Source organism: Enterobacter cloacae complex sp. P14RS (assembly GCF_014895895.1).
GTDB lineage: Bacteria > Pseudomonadota > Gammaproteobacteria > Enterobacterales > Enterobacteriaceae > Enterobacter > Enterobacter bugandensis.
On the sequence record NZ_JADBQM010000025.1, the window covers coordinates 95,748 to 113,412 of the forward strand.

The 17,665-nt window shown below is 51.2% G+C and carries 15 protein-coding genes; 4 read left to right on the forward strand and 11 right to left on the reverse strand.

The window, feature by feature from the left end:
* Nucleotides 1-22 precede the first annotated feature (22 nt).
* The 7 genes from IM295_RS20160 to IM295_RS20190 form a co-directional block, all read right to left on the reverse strand.
* The gene (locus tag IM295_RS20160; RefSeq protein ID WP_063942350.1) at nucleotides 23-859 is read right to left on the reverse strand and encodes an ion transporter; all 837 of its coding nucleotides are present in this window, start codon (nucleotides 857-859) and stop codon (nucleotides 23-25) included.
* 48 nt (nucleotides 860-907) lie between these two features.
* Nucleotides 908-1,912 carry a murein tripeptide/oligopeptide ABC transporter ATP-binding protein OppF gene (oppF, locus tag IM295_RS20165; RefSeq protein WP_041909608.1) on the reverse strand — a complete coding sequence of 335 codons (1,005 nt, stop codon included), beginning with the start codon at nucleotides 1,910-1,912 and terminating at the stop codon, nucleotides 908-910.
* Complete coding sequence (locus IM295_RS20170; RefSeq protein ID WP_028013427.1) at nucleotides 1,909-2,922, reverse strand: ABC transporter ATP-binding protein; 1,014 nt, start codon at nucleotides 2,920-2,922, stop codon at nucleotides 1,909-1,911. The genes oppF and IM295_RS20170 overlap by 4 nt, the downstream gene beginning before the upstream one ends.
* 11 nt (nucleotides 2,923-2,933) lie before the next feature.
* A complete protein-coding gene (gene oppC / locus IM295_RS20175) occupies nucleotides 2,934-3,842 on the reverse strand; it encodes an oligopeptide ABC transporter permease OppC (protein ID WP_028013428.1) in 909 nt (302 codons plus the stop codon).
* A gap of 14 nt (nucleotides 3,843-3,856) precedes the next feature.
* On the reverse strand, nucleotides 3,857-4,777 hold the full coding sequence (gene oppB, locus IM295_RS20180; RefSeq protein ID WP_028013429.1) for an oligopeptide ABC transporter permease OppB: 921 nt from the start codon (nucleotides 4,775-4,777) through the stop codon (nucleotides 3,857-3,859).
* Between the two features lie 83 nt (nucleotides 4,778-4,860).
* The gene (oppA, locus tag IM295_RS20185; protein ID WP_028013430.1) at nucleotides 4,861-6,492 is read right to left on the reverse strand and encodes an oligopeptide ABC transporter substrate-binding protein OppA; all 1,632 of its coding nucleotides are present in this window, start codon (nucleotides 6,490-6,492) and stop codon (nucleotides 4,861-4,863) included.
* Between the two features lie 771 nt (nucleotides 6,493-7,263).
* Nucleotides 7,264-7,911 (reverse strand): YchE family NAAT transporter, encoded by a 648-nt coding sequence (locus IM295_RS20190; protein ID WP_028013431.1) that lies wholly within the window; start codon nucleotides 7,909-7,911, stop codon nucleotides 7,264-7,266.
* Between the two features lie 478 nt (nucleotides 7,912-8,389).
* Here IM295_RS20190 and adhE point away from each other — a divergent pair, with 478 nt between their 5' ends.
* Nucleotides 8,390-11,068, forward strand: a complete 2,679-nt coding sequence (gene adhE, locus IM295_RS20195; protein WP_193067246.1) for a bifunctional acetaldehyde-CoA/alcohol dehydrogenase — start codon at nucleotides 8,390-8,392, stop codon at nucleotides 11,066-11,068.
* A 66-nt stretch (nucleotides 11,069-11,134) separates the two neighbouring features.
* Here the strand turns inward: adhE and tdk are convergent, their stop codons facing one another.
* The gene (tdk, locus tag IM295_RS20200) at nucleotides 11,135-11,749 is read right to left on the reverse strand and encodes a thymidine kinase (protein WP_028013433.1); all 615 of its coding nucleotides are present in this window, start codon (nucleotides 11,747-11,749) and stop codon (nucleotides 11,135-11,137) included.
* A 548-nt stretch (nucleotides 11,750-12,297) separates the two neighbouring features.
* Here tdk and hns point away from each other — a divergent pair.
* Nucleotides 12,298-12,711, forward strand: a complete 414-nt coding sequence (gene hns / locus IM295_RS20205) for a histone-like nucleoid-structuring protein H-NS (RefSeq protein WP_028013434.1) — start codon at nucleotides 12,298-12,300, stop codon at nucleotides 12,709-12,711.
* A gap of 198 nt (nucleotides 12,712-12,909) precedes the next feature.
* Here hns and galU read toward each other — a convergent pair whose 3' ends face one another.
* The 3 genes from galU to rssA all read right to left on the reverse strand — a co-directional run bounded on the left by galU (nucleotide 12,910) and on the right by rssA (nucleotide 16,026).
* Nucleotides 12,910-13,818 carry a UTP--glucose-1-phosphate uridylyltransferase GalU gene (gene galU / locus IM295_RS20210; RefSeq protein WP_028013435.1) on the reverse strand — a complete coding sequence of 303 codons (909 nt, stop codon included), beginning with the start codon at nucleotides 13,816-13,818 and terminating at the stop codon, nucleotides 12,910-12,912.
* A 200-nt stretch (nucleotides 13,819-14,018) separates the two neighbouring features.
* Nucleotides 14,019-15,032, reverse strand: a complete 1,014-nt coding sequence (gene rssB, locus IM295_RS20215; protein WP_028013436.1) for a two-component system response regulator RssB — start codon at nucleotides 15,030-15,032, stop codon at nucleotides 14,019-14,021.
* 91 nt (nucleotides 15,033-15,123) lie between these two features.
* Complete coding sequence (rssA, locus tag IM295_RS20220) at nucleotides 15,124-16,026, reverse strand: patatin-like phospholipase RssA (RefSeq protein WP_047368711.1); 903 nt, start codon at nucleotides 16,024-16,026, stop codon at nucleotides 15,124-15,126.
* 114 nt (nucleotides 16,027-16,140) lie between these two features.
* On the opposite strand from rssA, the gene IM295_RS20225 reads away from it, so the two are divergent.
* Complete coding sequence (locus IM295_RS20225; protein WP_041909602.1) at nucleotides 16,141-16,599, forward strand: YchJ family protein; 459 nt, start codon at nucleotides 16,141-16,143, stop codon at nucleotides 16,597-16,599.
* 46 nt (nucleotides 16,600-16,645) lie between these two features.
* Nucleotides 16,646-17,488, forward strand: coding sequence for a formyltetrahydrofolate deformylase (purU, locus tag IM295_RS20230; RefSeq protein ID WP_028013439.1), 843 nt, complete (start codon nucleotides 16,646-16,648; stop codon nucleotides 17,486-17,488).
* Nucleotides 17,489-17,665: the final 177 nt, after the last annotated feature.

Below are 17,665 nucleotides of genomic sequence, written 5' to 3' on the forward strand. Positions count from 1 at the left end.
CTGCGATAGCAGCCTTTTTTATTTAATCCGACAACGCGCTTCCGCAGCGGTTGCAAAACCGCGCGCTGTGTTCATGATCGACCTGGTGGCAGTTCGGACATTTGCGCCGCAGTTTATGGTTCTGAAACGCGCTGCTCATGTGCGTGGTAATAAGCCCCGTCGGAATGGCAATTACCGAATACCCAATCAGAATCAGCACGGATGCCACAATCCGCCCCAGCGGCGTATGGGGCGTGATATCGCCATACCCCACGGTCGTAACGGTCACTATCGCCCAGTAGACGGACGCGTTGAGCGTCGTGAAGCCATATTTCGGCCCTTCGATCAAATACATCAGCGCGCCAAAAACAATCATGACGATGGCAATAAACGAATAGAACAGAATAAGCTGATGACGTGCGCTGACGATCGCACTCCAGAATACGCGCAGCGACGGCATAAAGCGCAGTAACTTCAGAATACGCAAGACCCGAATAACGCGCATCGCTCGCCAGGCGAAAACATAGTTGAGGCTGATCTCCGGCCACAGCCACATTACATAGAGCGGCAGGATCGTCGCTAAATCAATAAAGCCCCAGAAGCTAAAGACGTACTTTGCCGGGTTGGGCCAGCAAACAACACGCAGAATATACTCAGCGGTAAAGACCAGGGTAATAATAAGTTCCAGCCAGACAAACGCATGCCATTCCTCAAATGTCAGGTGATATTGCGTCCCAACACCCGATTCAATAAAGATGACCACTACGCTCAATAGCGCAAACAGCGCACACAGACCTTCAAAACGGCGTCCCGATACCGTTTCAGGATCGAATAAAAGATGATAGAGCCGCCGACGGGCTGAAGTGAATAAACGCGACACGGTAACCTCGCAAAAAAATAAGGGCTGACATCATGTCAGCCCTTGCGATTATAGCGGGTCTACTTTCAGGCAGGAAACCGCATGTCGGAAACTGCCCTCCAGCACCGGTCGCGTTTTCGCGCATTCCGGCCCGGCCATTGGGCATCGCGTGCGGAACACGCAGCCCGACGGCGGATTGATCGGCGACGGCAATTCCCCTTCCAGAAGCTGAATCGTTTTATTCTTTTCCAGATCCGGATCGGGGATCGGCACAGCCGACATCAGCGCTTTGGTATAGGGGTGCAGCGGGTTATGGTACACCTCGTCATAGGTTCCCAGTTCCACGGCATGGCCCAGATACATCACCAGCACGCGGTCGGAGATGTGTTTTACCACCGCCAGGTCGTGCGCAATGAAGATTAGCGACAGCCCCATTTCGCGCTGTAGTTTCTGAAGCAGGTTAACCACCTGCGCCTGAATCGACACGTCCAGCGCGGAGACCGGTTCATCACAAATAATCAGTTTCGGCTCAAGGATAAGCGCACGCGCAATGCCAATACGCTGACACTGGCCGCCTGAAAATTCATGCGGGTAACGGTTAATGAGGTTAGGCAACAACCCGACTTTGAGCATCATCGCCTTCACGCGGTCGCGGACTTCCTGACGCGGCATCTTTGGATGATAGGTGCGCAGCGGTTCGGCGATAATCTCACCGATGGTCATACGCGGGTTTAATGACGCCAGCGGATCCTGGAAAATCATCTGGATATCGCTGCGCACGTCGCGCCACTCGTCAGGCTTCATGCCCAGCAGATCTTTACCCAGCCAGGCCACTTTGCCGCCGGTGGCTTTCACCAGACCGATAATCGCACGCGCAAAGGTGGATTTACCGCAGCCGGATTCGCCCACCACGCCCAGGGTTTCCCCCTCGTACAGACGCAAGGTGACGCCATCTACCGCTTTCAGGGTCTTCGGCGGCTGCCAGAACCACTGCTTGCCGTCTTTGATGTCGAAATGCACCTTGAGGTCGGCGATTTCGAGCAGCACGTTGCGTTTTTCATCTACTGCGTTCATACCAGCTCCTCCTGCGGCTTAAAGCAGGCGCGCAGACGGCCTGGGGCAAATTCTTCCAGCGGCGGCGCGCTGTTACAGATTTCCATCGCGTGCGGGCAGCGCGGCTGGAACGGACAGCCTTTCGGCAGTCGCAGCAGGTTTGGCGGGTTGCCCGGAATGGTGAGCAGGGACTCCCCTTCCGCATCAAGACGCGGCACCGCGTTCAGCAGGCCAATCGAGTACGGATGGGCTGGCTGATAGAACACGTCGCGCGCTTTGCCGTATTCCATGGTGCGCCCGGCGTACATCACCAGCACTTTGTCACAGATACCGGCAACCACGCCCAGATCGTGGGTGATCATGATAATCGCCGTGTTGAACTCACGCTTAAGCTCGTTCAGCAGGGTCATGATTTGCGCCTGCACGGTGACGTCCAGCGCGGTAGTCGGTTCATCGGCAATCAGCAGTTTTGGCCGGCACAGCAGCGCCATGGCAATCATCACGCGCTGACGCATACCGCCAGAGAACTCGTGCGGGAACATGCGCATGCGCTTGCGCGCTTCCGGCATTTTTACCGCATCCAGCATTTTAACGGATTCCTCAAAAGCTTCCGCTTTGCCCAGACCTTTGTGCAGCATCAGGACTTCCATCAGCTGCTCACCGACGCGCATATACGGGTTCAGGGAGGTCATCGGATCCTGGAAAATCATTGAGATCTGTTCGGCGCGAAGCTTGTTCAGCTCGAGCTCCGGCAGGTTAAGAATTTCGCGACCGTTGAATTTCGCCGAACCGCCAATCACGCCGTTAGCGGCTAGCAGGCCCATTAATGCAAATGCCGTCTGGGATTTTCCGGAGCCGGATTCACCCACGATCCCCAGCGTTTCCCCTTTGCTCAGGTTAAAGTTGAGATCGTTGACCGCAGTAACATCGCCGTCCGGGGTTTTAAAGGTCACGCGGAGGTCTTTAACATCCAGCAGAAGATTGCTCTGCTGCTGCGCCTGTGGCGCGGTGGCCGTTTCAATAATTGTCATGACGGCGCTCCTTAACGGTCTTTCGGGTCGAGGGCATCACGCAGGCCATCGCCGATAAAGTTAAAACAAAACAGGGTAACGACCAGGAAACCCGCCGGATAAAGCAGCAGCCACGGTGAAACTTCCATCGAGTTTGCGCCGTCGCTCAGCAGCGCACCCCAGCTGCTCAATGGCTCCTGCGTGCCCAGCCCCAGGAAGCTGAGGAAGGATTCAAACAGAATCATGCTTGGCACCAGCAGTGAGGCATAGACCACCACCACGCCCAGCACGTTAGGCACGATATGACGAACCACGATATTACTGGTTGATACCCCGCCTACCTGCGCCGCTTCGATAAACTCTTTGCGTTTGAGGCTCAGCGTCTGGCCGCGCACGATACGCGCCATATCCAGCCAGGAAACCATCCCGATGGCCACGAAGATCAACAGGATGTTCTGGCCGAAGAAGGTCACCAGCAAAATCACGAAGAACATAAACGGAAAGGAGTTCAGGATTTCCAGGAGACGCATCATCACCGAGTCTACTTTGCCGCCAAGGTAGCCGGAAAGCGCGCCGTAAAGCGTCCCCACGATCACCGCCACCAGCGCGGCGGCGATACCGACCATCAGAGAAATACGGCCACCAATCGCCACGCGCACCAGCAAATCACGGCCGGATGAATCGGTACCGAAATAGTGGCCGGACTCCATATCAGGCGCGCTGGACATCATGCCCCAGTCCGTATCGAAATAGGTAAATTGCGACAGCATTGGCGCCAGGGTGACAAACAGCGCGATGATCACCAGCACAACCAGGCTGGCGACCGCCGCACGGTTATGCATAAAGCGACGGCGCGCGTCCTGCCAGAGGCTACGACCTTCTACTTCCAGTTTTTCACTGAAGTTTTCCAGCGCCTCGCTGTTTTTCTTACTCAACATCATGGCGTGCTCCAGCGTTAGTAACGAATTTTCGGGTCGATAACGGCATAAAGCACATCGACAACGGCGTTAAAGAGAATGGTCAGTGCGCCCACGAGGATCGTGAGGCTCAGAACGAGCGAATAGTCACGGTTAAGTGCCCCGTTTACGAACAGTTGACCAATACCCGGCAGGCCGTAAATTGTTTCGATAACCATTGAACCCGTAATGATGCCGACGAATGCCGGTCCCATATAGGAGAGCACAGGCAGCAGCGCCGGCTTGAGCGCGTGGCGGAAGATGATCCGGCGCATCGGCAGCCCTTTCGCGCGCGCGGTGCGGATGAAGTTAGAGTGCAGCACTTCGATCATAGAACCACGGGTAATACGCGCGATACTGGCGATGTACGCCAGCGATAATGCCACCATCGGCAAAATCATGAACTTCAATGCCCCGCCGTTCCAGCCGCCCCCGGGCAGCCATTTCAGCGTGATGGCAAATATCATCACCAGCAATGGCGCGACAACGAAGCTGGGTATGACTACCCCAGTCATTGCCACCCCCATTACGGCATAATCCCATTTGGTATTTTGTCTGAGCGCGGCGATAACGCCTGCGGTGACCCCGAGAACGACGGCCAAAATGAATGCTGCAGCACCCAGTTTTGCCGAGACCGGGAAGCTGGAGGCCACCAGATCGTTAACGGAATAGTCTTTATATTTAAATGACGGTCCAAAATCACCGTGCGCCAGCTGCTTCAGATAATTGAAGTATTGGGTGGTGATGGGATCGTTTAAGTGATACTTCGCTTCGATGTTGGCCATGACTTCTGGCGGCAACGTACGTTCACCGGTAAATGGACTTCCCGGCGCGAGACGCATCATAAAGAAGGAAATCGTAATTAGAATAAATAACGTTGGTATCGCTTCTAAACAGCGACGCAGGATAAATTTCAACATTGCCCGTACCTTCTGGCGTGTGCCTGATGAATGTTACAAAGTAGACACAGTGGGGCAAGCCAGGCTCGCCCCACGTATTGCCATTAATGCTTGATAATATAAAGATTCTTAACGGAAATATTATCCAACGGGTCTTTACCGGTATAACCCCCTACCCACGGTTTCACCAGACGGGCGTTAACGTAGTAGTAAACCGGTACAATTGCAGAGTCTTTATCGAGCTGTTCTTCTGATTTCGCGTACAGCTCTGCGCGCTGCGCATCGTCAGAGACTTTCAGGGTTTCAGCGATGATCTTGTCAAACGCCGGGCTCTTATAGTGCGCCGTGTTGTTTGAACTGTCGCTGAGCATGGTGTTCAGGAATGATGTCGGTTCGTTATAGTCCGCACACCAGCCCGCACGCGCCACGTCGAAGGTCCCCTGATGACGCGTATCGAGGAAGGTTTTCCACTCCTGGTTTTCCAGCTTAACGTTCACGCCCAGGTTTTTCTTCCAGATAGACGCGACGGCAATCGCCAGTTTTTTATGCAGATCTGATGTGTTATACAGCAGGTTGAACGTCAGCGGCTTGTCTGCGGTGTATCCTGCTTCAGCCAGCAGTTTTTTCGCTTCTTCGTTACGTTTTTCCTGCGACCATTTGAACCACTCAGGCTCAACCAGTTTCATCCCATCGGTATACGGAGGCGTGTAGCTGTACGCCGGCAGATCGCCCTGGTTTTTCACTTTGTTCACGATGATATCGCGATCCAGTGCCAGCTTCAGCGCGGTACGAACGCGCACGTCGGTGAACGGTGCTTTCTGGTTGTTGATTTCGTAATAATAGGTGCACAGATATGGATCGACGTGAACTTCTTTCGGGATCTCTTTCTTCAGCTTCTGGAACAGTTCAATCGGCATGTTGTTATAGGTCATGTCGATTTCACCGCTGCGGTAGCGGTTAACGTCAGTCACTTCGGAAGAGATTGGCAGGTAGGTGACCTGATTAATCACGGTCTTCGCATTATCCCAGTACTGCGGGTTACGCTCCAGCACCATACGTTCGTTGACCACCCAGTCTTTCAGCTTATAGGCGCCGTTGGTCACGATATTTGCAGGCTGCGTCCATTTTTCACCAAATTTTTCCACGGCGGATTTTGGTACCGGCGAGACGGACGGGTGAACCAGCAGCTTATAGAAGTACGGAACAGGTTCGCTCAACGTCACTTCAAAGGTATTAGCATCGATCGCCTTCACGCCCAGGTCGGTGACCGGCTTTTTACCGGCGATGATGTCATCGATATTGGCGATGTGGCCATACTGCAGATAGCTCGCATACGGAGAGGCGGTATTTGGATTCGCCAGGCGCTGCCAGCTATACACGAAATCTTCGGCGGTAACCGGTGTACCGTCGGACCATTTGGCATCTTTACGCAGATGGAAGGTCCAGACTTTGAAATCTTTATTTTCCCACTTTTCTGCCACACCCGGTGCCGGGTGGCCGTCTACGTCAGTCACCAGCAGACCTTCGAACAGGTCGCGGTTAACGTTTGACTCAGGAACGCCTTCAATTTTATGCGGATCGAGAGACTGCACTTCCGCACCGTTGTTACGCACCAGCGTCTGTTTTTCCGCCAGTTGAACACCTGCAGGAACGTCCGCAGCCATTGCAGCGTTTCCCGCGATTAGCGCAGTTAAAATCCCCGCCGCTACCAGATTTTTTTTTGTGATGATGGACATTGTGTTGGTACTCCACTCATTATAATTACTGGCTTTCGCCAGCTGTCTAATCCCCTGTTGGGGCCTGTACAGCGCAGGAGTTTTTTTTGCTGCTGTCAGGTTCTTTTTTTACTGCTTGCTATCACCGACTTTTTTATTACTGACCGCTCGTATGGCCGTCTTGCGTCGATTCTTGCCAGGCCTCCCCTGTTTGAGACCTGTGCTGGATATCTGAGAAGAGGATTATATGAAAATAATTCTCATCTACTTGTTTTAGGCTGCAAAATAGTAGGCCGGAAAGTATCAAATGGCGTAAACACGCGCCAATACATTTTGCAAATTTGTTAAGCAATTCTCTTTTACGGCCCAGGTCGTATCGTCTTGCCCAGCCCTTCCATACGTTGAGCACCCTAAAAAACACTTGAAATTCAAACTAATATGGAAGATTTTCTCTTCAGGCGCGTCGCTGCATTCTCATCGCGTAGTTTTGTACAAAAATTTAACAATTGATTATTATTTAGCACATTCATCTAACGAAATATTGAAATTACTAATATCATTTCGGTTATCCCGCAGCAAGCCCAAGACTATCGTGTGAGTAAAATAACAGTGCGTTCGAAGATTTTCTGTGCAGACAGGCTTGAGATGAATTCATAACTCTATGAAATATATGAGATGAACATTATTAGTAGAATTTATTATGACAGGTAAGCTTTTCAACTTTATTTATATGATTTGCTGATATTGATACAAAAAAAACGGCGCCGAAGCGCCGTTCTTTCGTATGAAATATCAATGTAACAAGCCGGGGAAAATGCTTTTAATACCCGTGACAATGAATTCGATCCCGAGTGCCATTAACAGCAGCCCCATGATACGCGTAATAACGTTGATGCCGGTCTGCCCCAGCAGGCGTACCAGCAACGGCGCCATACGGAATACGCCCCAGCAACAGAGCGCGAAAAAGGCAATCGCGACAGAAAAACCAATCAAATGCATGAGGCTATGGTAACGCGTGCCCCAGACAATGGTTGAACTGATGGCACCCGGCCCGGCCATGAGGGGCAATGCCAGCGGAACCACGCCGATACTTTCGCGGATGGCGGTTTCTGACTTTTCCTGCTTGTTCTGCTTATCCTCACCCAGCTTACCGCTGATCATGGACATGGCAATGGTCACCACCAGGATCCCGCCCGCAATGCGGAAGGAGTCAATCGAGATGCCAAAGAGCTGGAGAATGGCATCACCCAGGAAAAGCGAGGTGAGCAAAATGATTGCCACAGACAGGTTAGCGGTAAGATTGGTTTTGTTCCGGGCCGCCGCCGTCTGGTAACTGGTCATACTAATGAAGACAGGAATGATCCCCACCGGGTTGACCAGGGCAAACAGACCAATAAAAAATTTGAAATACGTTGGAAAATCAAAGAGCGTTTGGATCACGTTTTGCTCCGCTTTTGCGCATGCCCGGGACAGTTACATTGTTAGGAAAAATCGCGCTGAAGATACGCTTTTTATTAGCATACTTCACCAGAAATCTGTGCCAAAACGTTAGCATTTCAGAATGTTAAACATATGTTGAGACAATGATAGCGTCACTTCCAATAGTTACTTAATTAATTAACAGTGGAAATATATCCATTAAATAACCCTGCTGAAAGGTATCAGCTTGGTGGGAAATTGACGCAGATCATGATTTCCGTACTCAGAAGTGAGTAATCTTGATTACGCCCCCAGGGAGGTCACCTGACAAAAAGGGATGATGCTAAGGTAAGGCTCTTTTAGTAAATTAGTGTACTGGAGCATAAAGTAACCCTTTGTTTTACTTTATGTAACGCAAGTCGTATTGGCACTGTCTATACTGTCTGACGTATCGAGCGCTGGTTTACTAAAAGAGTTTAAACATTATCAGGAGAGCATTATGGCTGTTACTAATATCGCTGAACTGAACGCCCTCGTCGAGCGCGTTAAAAAAGCCCAGCGTGAATATGCCAATTTCACCCAAGAACAGGTTGATAAAATCTTCCGCGCGGCCGCTCTGGCTGCTGCAGATGCTCGAATCCCTCTCGCTAAAATGGCCGTTGCCGAATCTGGCATGGGTATCGTTGAAGATAAAGTGATCAAAAACCACTTTGCTTCTGAGTATATCTACAACGCCTATAAAGATGAGAAAACCTGTGGCGTTCTGTCTGAAGACGACACCTTCGGGACGATCACCATCGCCGAACCTATCGGCATCATTTGCGGTATTGTTCCAACGACTAACCCTACTTCAACGGCTATCTTCAAATCGCTGATCAGCCTGAAGACCCGTAACGCAATCATCTTCTCTCCACATCCACGTGCGAAAGACGCAACAAATAAAGCAGCAGACATCGTTCTGCAGGCAGCAATTGCTGCGGGCGCACCAAAAGATCTGATTGGCTGGATCGACCAACCTTCTGTTGAACTGTCTAACGCGCTGATGCATCACCCGGACATTAACCTGATTCTGGCGACCGGTGGTCCTGGTATGGTTAAAGCAGCATACAGCTCCGGTAAACCAGCAATCGGTGTAGGCGCAGGTAACACCCCCGTTGTTATCGATGAAACCGCTGACATCAAACGCGCTGTTGCGTCTGTGCTGATGTCTAAAACCTTCGATAACGGCGTTATCTGTGCATCAGAACAGTCTGTAGTTGTTGTTGATTCCGTGTACGACGCAGTACGCGAGCGTTTCGCCAGCCACGGCGGCTACCTGCTGCAGGGCAAAGAGCTGAAAGCGGTTCAGGACATCATCCTCAAAAATGGCGCGCTGAACGCTGCTATCGTAGGTCAGCCAGCCTATAAAATCGCTGAACTCGCAGGCTTTACCGTTCCGGCGACCACCAAGATCCTGATCGGTGAAGTTAAAGTTGTCGACGAAAGCGAGCCGTTTGCTCACGAAAAACTGTCTCCTACGCTTGCTATGTACCGTGCGAAAGATTTCGAAGACGCGGTAGAAAAAGCCGAGAAGCTGGTTGCCATGGGCGGTATCGGTCATACCTCATGTCTGTACACCGACCAGGATAATCAGCCAGAGCGTGTTGCCCACTTCGGTCAGATGATGAAAACTGCCCGTATCCTGATTAACACCCCTGCTTCTCAGGGTGGTATCGGTGACCTGTATAACTTCAAACTCGCACCTTCCCTGACTCTGGGTTGTGGTTCCTGGGGTGGTAACTCCATCTCTGAAAACGTTGGTCCAAAACACCTGATCAACAAGAAAACCGTTGCTAAGCGAGCTGAAAACATGTTGTGGCACAAACTTCCGAAATCTATCTACTTCCGCCGTGGCTCTCTGCCAATCGCGCTGGATGAAGTGATTACTGATGGCCACAAACGTGCGCTCATCGTGACTGACCGTTTCCTGTTCAACAACGGCTACGCTGACCAGATCACCTCTGTGCTGAAAGCGGCTGGCGTCGAAACTGAAGTGTTCTTCGAAGTTGAAGCTGACCCAACCCTGAGCGTTGTACGCAAGGGTGCTGAACTGGCGAACTCCTTCAAACCAGATGTGATTATCGCACTGGGTGGTGGTTCCCCAATGGACGCCGCGAAAATCATGTGGGTTATGTACGAACATCCGGAAACCCACTTCGAAGAGCTGGCGCTGCGCTTTATGGACATCCGTAAACGTATCTACAAGTTCCCGAAAATGGGCGTGAAAGCGAAAATGATCGCCGTCACCACTACTTCCGGTACCGGCTCAGAAGTGACGCCATTCGCGGTAGTAACAGATGACGCAACAGGTCAGAAATACCCGCTGGCTGACTACGCGCTGACGCCAGATATGGCTATCGTTGATGCCAACCTGGTAATGGAAATGCCGAAGTCTCTGTGTGCGTTCGGTGGTCTGGATGCCGTGACTCACGCGCTGGAAGCCTACGTTTCTGTACTGGCGTCTGAGTTCTCTGACGGTCAGGCTCTGCAGGCTCTGAAACTGCTGAAAGAAAACCTGCCAGCGTCCTACAATGAAGGTTCTAAAAACCCTGTAGCACGTGAACGTGTCCACAGTGCAGCAACCATCGCCGGTATCGCGTTTGCGAACGCCTTCCTGGGTGTTTGCCACTCTATGGCGCACAAGCTGGGTTCACAGTTCCACATTCCTCACGGTCTGGCGAACGCCCTGTTGATCAGCAACGTTATCCGCTATAACGCCAACGACAACCCAACCAAGCAGACTGCGTTCAGCCAGTATGACCGTCCGCAAGCGCGCCGTCGTTATGCTGAAATCGCTGACCACCTTGGTCTGAGCGCACCGGGCGACCGTACTGCTGCGAAGATTGAGAAACTGCTGGCATGGCTGGAAAGTCTGAAAGCTGAACTGGGTATTCCTAAATCTATCCGTGAAGCAGGCGTTCAGGAAGCTGACTTCCTCGCTCACGTAGACAAGCTGTCTGAAGATGCCTTCGATGACCAGTGTACTGGTGCTAACCCGCGCTACCCACTGATCTCCGAGCTGAAACAGATTCTGCTGGATACCTACTACGGTCGTGAGTTCAAAGAAGGTGTCGTTGCTGCTGTGAAAGCAGAAGCTCCGATCATTAAAGCTGACAAGAAAGCGAAGAAAAGCGCTTAATTGACAGTCTGAGGAAAAAACCCGCCTGTATGGCGGGTTTTTTTTATGTCTGAATAACGGCAGATATTATTTTCTGTTGTCGTGCTGGATCGCCGTCAGCGAGCCTACGGACAACGCTTCCTTATAATGCTTACGGCAGACCGACACATAGCGTTCATTGCCACCAATCACCACCTGCTCACCGTCCGCATAAGGTTTTCCAGCCTGGTCGAGACGAAGCACCATGCTGGCCTTGCGTCCGCAGAAACAGATAGTTTTTAGTTCAACCAGCTTATCTGACCAGGCAAGCAAATACTGGCTTCCGGCAAACAGCTCCCCGCGGAAGTCCGTACGCAGCCCGTAGCACAGAACGGGGATATCGAGCTCATCAACCACTTCAGAGAGCGCGTGCACCTGTTCACGCGTCAGGAACTGGCTCTCATCAACCAGCACGCAGTGAATGGGCTCTGACGCATGCGCAGCGCGGATATCCTCCAGCAGGTCAGTTTGCGGGTTAAACAGCCTGGCTGGCGAAGAGAGGCCTATTCTGGAACTCACCTTCCCTGCACCGAAGCGATCGTCGATTTCAGCGGTATAAACAACGGTACGCATTCCTCGTTCCTGGTAATTGTATGAGGATTGCAGCAGTGCGGTGGATTTCCCGGCATTCATTGCCGAATAGTAGAAATAAAGTTGTGCCATTGGCCGTAAAACCCTAATCAATGTGTAATATTCCCGATGATTCATTGTACCATATTTTGTCTGGTCATCAGCGACACGCCGCACAAACGATGCCGTGCTGAAAGGTGTAAAACGCCCTCTTTTCGCAAAAATAATCCGCTAAAACAGAGAGTAATGACGGTCATGCTGGTGAACAGGTTATATGATTAGCCAAACATAACACTTCTTTTTATTGTGGAATCTACGTTCATTAAAATTCACTATTTATTAACTATTCCTGCCTTAACACCGTCGCCTGGAACTAATACAAAAGGCTGATATTTATCCGCCGAAACTATAATTCCTGCGGCAAATGTCACAAAAAAAAGATGCAAGCGGCGGGGTTAAGCAGGTTATCGTGATAACAAGCGAGACTGCCAAAGAGGAAATTTAAGTTAGCGTAATTAATAATAGCGGCTTTATTTAGTATTTTTTGAATTCCTTACATTCCTGGCTATTGCACATCTGAATTTATGGCTCTATTATTAGGTCAACAAACCACCCCCCATTATAAGTTTGAGATTACTACAATGAGCGAAGCACTTAAAATTCTGAACAACATCCGTACTCTTCGTGCGCAGGCAAGAGAATGTACCCTTGAAACGCTCGAAGAAATGCTGGAAAAATTAGAAGTTGTAGTTAATGAACGTCGCGAAGAAGAAAGCGCTGCTGCAGCTGAAATCGAAGAGCGTACGCGTAAACTGCAGCAATATCGTGAAATGCTGATTGCTGATGGTATCGATCCAAATGAATTGCTGAACAGCATTGCTGCTGCAAAAACCGGTACCAAAGCAAAACGCGCTGCCCGTCCTGCTAAATATAGCTATGTTGATGAGAACGGCGAAACTAAAACCTGGACCGGCCAGGGCCGTACTCCTGCTGTAATCAAGAAAGCTATGGATGAGCAAGGTAAACAGTTGGATGACTTCCTGATCAAGGATTAATCAAGCCGAATTCAGAAAAATCCCGCCTCTGGTGGGATTTTTTTTGCCCGCAATTTATCACTAACATCCTCTTACACTCCGTCATAAAGCGTTATTTGGCTATTTAGTTTCGCTTACAAACAGGCTGGTCATGGCGTCTTATGGGCATAAAAAAACCGGTGGGCAGCGCCACACCGGTTTCATAGATTTACGCCTGTATTATTTCTTAATACCCATACTCTCTTTGAGCCAGCCTTTAAATTCTTCACCCAGCGTATTATGTCGAATGCCGTATTCAACGAACGCCTGCATATAACCGAGCTTATTACCGCAGTCATGGCTCTTACCTTTCATGTGGTAAGCCTCAACGGTCTCTTTCTCGATCAGCATATCAATGGCATCCGTCAGCTGGATTTCATCCCCTGCTCCTGGAGGCGTTTTCGCCAGCAGTGGCCAGATTTCAGCACTCAGGACATAGCGACCCACCACTGCCAGATTAGACGGCGCTACGTCGGCTTTAGGCTTCTCTACGACACCAACCATTGGCACGCTTTCGCCTGGCTCAAGGTTCACGCCCTTGCAGTCAACCACACCGTAAGCGGTCACGTCTTCAACTGGCTCAACCATGATCTGGCTGCAGCCCGTTTCGTCGAAGCGGTGGATCATCTCAGCCAGGTTGTCCTGGGAAAGATCGGATTCGTATTCATCCAGAATCACGTCAGGCAGAATAACCGCGACGGGCTCATCACCCACAACCGGGTGTGCACACATAACCGCGTGGCCCAGACCTTTAGCCAGCCCCTGACGAACCTGCATAATGGTGACGTGCGGAGGGCAAATAGACTGAACTTCTTCTAACAGCTGACGCTTAACGCGTTTTTCCAGCATGGCTTCGAGTTCAAAACTTGTATCGAAGTGGTTTTCGATAGAGTTTTTAGATGAATGCGTAACCAGCACAATTTCAGTAATGCCGGCCGCGATACACTCATTAACGACATACTGGATTAATGGCTTATCAACCAGAGGCAGCATCTCTTTAGGAATCGCCTTAGTTGCTGGTAACATCCTGGTCCCCAATCCCGCTACCGGGATGACGGCCTTTCTGACTTTCGAATTTAGGGCAGCCATTCAAATTCTCCTGAGCTGTTCAAGTTTTGAACTTTTATGCAATAAATAACGCGTTGAGTATATCAGCCTCGCCCCGCAGTCCGGGTCTGAAAAGAACGCGTTGCCGATGAATTAGGACAAATACGCATGAATCTGGGCAGCGATAGTAGCACTCCCGAGAAAACACAGGTAAAGCAATCTTAAAATTAAGATCCAATTGCTTATTCCGTGGACAACATTAAGCGAAGCCTTCCCCCGGCACCCCAAATTTGGCACTGCCAGGAAGAACAGCGATGGCTAATTTGATTTAGATACGCCGTTCCCAGTGTTCCAAGCGGCACCCCGTTACTCACCTGAATATGGTGTTCCCCGGTATTCAGTGACGCGTTGAGACCTGCAGAAACGAGGATAAGATTCTTTAAACCGCTATGGTAATAACCAACCAGCAGCGGGAACTGTCCGGGTAAATTGGCCTGACGAAAAAGCTGGTTTACCTGTTTGAGTAAACTGCCTAACTCAGGGAGCCGTTGTCCCTGATGTGATAACTGTTCCTGCAATAATCCATTAAAGAGCGCGCGAAGTAACAATGCAGCTAATACGCCATTATCCCCTGCACGGGTTACGTCCAGAGAATAAAATGCGAGGTCGGAATCAGACAGAGGTGCAATATCCAGCACCAGCCCAGGCTGATCGGCCGCCACCAGCTGGCGATAGTTTACGCGGCAGTGGGAAATAGTTTGCTGAACGGGAGGCTGAAGTTCTTGCAACAATTTCGCCGCCGCTGGCGGATTACTCACCAGCGCGTCCCAGTCCTGAAAAAGGCGTTCCTCTTCCTCAACGCGGGAATTAAACATATTTGGATAAAGGCACGCTAATACCGTTTCACGTAACCGGTTCAGATCTTTGACGGGTTTCAGCAAAATATCCTGAACGCCAAGACGTAATGCTTTGGCAATATCCGCCATATTTTCTGTCGCGGAGATCACCAGAATGGGCATCTGGTCACCCTCGTTGCGCAGATGTTCAACCAGTTTCAGTCCATTCATTCGCGGCATCGCGATGTCGCAAATCATCAGATCGGGCGTAATACCGGTCATTTTTTCCAGCGCGTCGACACCATCTTCAGCCAGTAAAGTGTTTGCTCCCAGCGAGGATAACCACGAATCCAGTAGCGATCGGAAAACGGGCTCGTCTTCAACAATCAAAATGTGTTTTCCGGCCAATGGCTGCGTCATGGTTCCTCCCCTGGCTGACAGTTACTAAATAGTGGCATGCTATCGGCACTATCGCCTGTCAGATTTTGCTGAAGTAGTCAAAAAAAGGTGCTTAACGTGCTGTTCGCACAAACGGCAGCAACTCGTCTATTTTCTTTTCGACGGCTAGCGAGCCCGCTGCGATGGCGGCCTCAGCCCGATGGAAATCAAGGGTAGAGATTTGCGGACAGTAAGGCTGAATAAGAATATCCGGAGGATCGCCAGCCATACGGTTACGTTTAAGGCGATTCTCAAGAACCTGAATTGAGGTGGTCATGATCTCCATGGCCGTCGGTGCGGCAACCGAGCGTCGTGCGGCCAGGCGACCAATTCTTCCGCGCAGGCGTTCATGCCAGGCAAGCTTTTCGATGTCGGCATCTTCGCTCTGCAGATTGACCGGCATAAGGTCTTGCTGCATCAGATGAGCGTCGTGCTGCAAATCAACGGCGATGACGATGTCCGCCCCCATGGCGCGCGTCAGAGAGATGGGAACCGGGTTAACGACACCACCATCGACAAGCCAGTAACCGTTATGGGGCACGGGCGCCATAAGCCCAGGAATACTGCATGAAGCACGCACCGCAAGGTGAATATCCCCTTCGGTCAGCCAGAGTTCACGGCCTGTGCTGAGATTAGTTGCGACGGCGCCGAAAGGCATCCGGCAGTCAGTAAAGTCTTCGAGAGGCATCACCCGGCGGAACTGGTTAAAGACGCGTTCACCGCGCAACAGCCCACCGCGCTGCCAGGAGAGATCCATCAGACGCAGCACGTCCCAATAGCTGAAGGAGCGCACCCAGGTTTCGAGATCCGGAAGCTTGCCGCACGCGTAGGCGGAGCCGACAAGCGATCCGATTGAACATCCTGCTACGATATCAACGTCAACGCCCATCTTGTTTAAGGCATTAATCACGCCGATATGAGACCATCCCCGGGCTGCACCTGATCCCAGCGCCAGTCCAATTTTAACCTTTCTCATTAGCCCTGTTTTACTTCCCCTGGATTCCTGACATAGCGTCAACGCAACTGCTCAGTTAACATAGTGCTACCCGAGGCGTTTTACGCCCTTATTTTTTGTTCCAGGAAGAGAATCGTGTCTCAACTCTGCCCCTGTGGTAGCGCTCTGGAGTATAGCCTATGTTGCCAGCGATATCTTTCTGGCAATCAGGTTGCACCGGATCCGTCACACCTCATGCGTTCACGGTATACTGCTTTTGTGATCAAAGACGCAGACTACCTGATAAAAACCTGGCACCCGTCCTGCCACGCCGCCGATTTCCGACAGGAGATCGAAGCCGGGTTCGCCAACACCCACTGGCTTGGGCTTACCGTGTTTGAATCTTCACCCGGTAGCCACCACGACGAAGGCTTTGTCAGCTTTGTTGCCCGTTTTACCGAGAACGCCAGGCCTGGCGCCATTATCGAGCGTTCCCGGTTCTTAAAGGAAAGCGGGCAGTGGTACTATATTGACGGTACGCGCCCACAGTTTGGTCGTAACGATACCTGCCCTTGTGGTTCAGGAAAAAAATTCAAAAAGTGTTGCGGGCAGTAACGCCTGACAACCCAGACTTCGCAAATACAAACAGGATTTCCCGGCGATGCAATCATTACAACGTAAAGTTCTGCGCACTATCTGTCCCGATCAAAAAGGGCTGATCGCACGAATCACCAATATTTGCTACAAGCATGAACTGAATATCGTGCAGAACAACGAGTTCGTTGACCACCGTACCGGTCGCTTCTTCATGCGTACCGAACTGGAAGGCATTTTCAACGACACCACCCTGCTGGCCGATCTGGACAGCGCGCTGCCGGACGGTTCCGTGCGTGAGCTGAATCCTGCGGGCCGTCGTCGCATTGTGATTCTGGTGACGAAAGAAGCTCACTGCCTGGGCGATCTGTTGATGAAGGCCAATTACGGCGGCCTGGACGTAGAAATTGCCGCTGTTATCGGCAACCACGAAACCCTGCGCACGCTGGTTGAGCGTTTTGATATTCCGTTTGAGCTGGTGAGCCATGAAGGCCATACCCGTGAAGAGCACGACAACCTGATGGCTGCTGCCATTGAAGCGCATAACCCGGACTACGTGGTGCTGGCGAAATATATGCGCGTGCTGACGCCTTCCTTCGTCGCCCGCTTCCCGAACAAGATTATCAACATTCACCACTCGTTCCTGCCAGCCTTTATTGGCGCGCGGCCTTATCACCAGGCGTACGAGCGCGGCGTGAAGATTATCGGCGCAACCGCGCACTACGTGAATGACAATCTGGACGAAGGTCCCATCATCATGCAGGACGTGATTCACGTGGATCACACCTACACCGCAGAAGATATGATGCGCGCCGGACGTGACGTTGAGAAGAACGTGTTGAGTCGTGCCCTGTATCAGGTGCTGGCGCAGCGTGTCTTTGTCTACGGTAACAGAACCATCATTCTTTAATCTTTCGGAAAATGAATTGATTAGCTTTGCGCCTTTACGGATAAAAAGCAGGCAAACAGCTTCTTTTCCCTAAAGGAATGCTTTACAGGGGCGTCTCATTTGATATGATGCGCCCCGCTTCCAGCAGGAAGCAGGCCAGTAAAAAAGCATTACCCCGTGGTGGGGTTCCCGAGCGGC

Coding starts and splice junctions, on each gene's coding strand:
- oppF (WP_041909608.1), bottom strand. CDS start 1,912: ATGAACGCAGTAGATGAAAAACGCAACGTGCTGCTCGAAATCGCCGAC.
- IM295_RS20170 (WP_028013427.1), bottom strand. CDS start 2,922: ATGACAATTATTGAAACGGCCACCGCGCCACAGGCGCAGCAGCAGAGC.
- oppC (WP_028013428.1), bottom strand. CDS start 3,842: ATGATGTTGAGTAAGAAAAACAGCGAGGCGCTGGAAAACTTCAGTGAA.
- oppB (WP_028013429.1), bottom strand. CDS start 4,777: ATGTTGAAATTTATCCTGCGTCGCTGTTTAGAAGCGATACCAACGTTA.
- oppA (WP_028013430.1), bottom strand. CDS start 6,492: ATGTCCATCATCACAAAAAAAAATCTGGTAGCGGCGGGGATTTTAACT.
- adhE (WP_193067246.1), top strand. CDS start 8,390: ATGGCTGTTACTAATATCGCTGAACTGAACGCCCTCGTCGAGCGCGTT.
- tdk (WP_028013433.1), bottom strand. CDS start 11,749: ATGGCACAACTTTATTTCTACTATTCGGCAATGAATGCCGGGAAATCC.
- hns (WP_028013434.1), top strand. CDS start 12,298: ATGAGCGAAGCACTTAAAATTCTGAACAACATCCGTACTCTTCGTGCG.
- galU (WP_028013435.1), bottom strand. CDS start 13,818: ATGGCTGCCCTAAATTCGAAAGTCAGAAAGGCCGTCATCCCGGTAGCG.
- rssB (WP_028013436.1), bottom strand. CDS start 15,032: ATGACGCAGCCATTGGCCGGAAAACACATTTTGATTGTTGAAGACGAG.
- rssA (WP_047368711.1), bottom strand. CDS start 16,026: ATGAGAAAGGTTAAAATTGGACTGGCGCTGGGATCAGGTGCAGCCCGG.
- purU (WP_028013439.1), top strand. CDS start 16,646: ATGCAATCATTACAACGTAAAGTTCTGCGCACTATCTGTCCCGATCAA.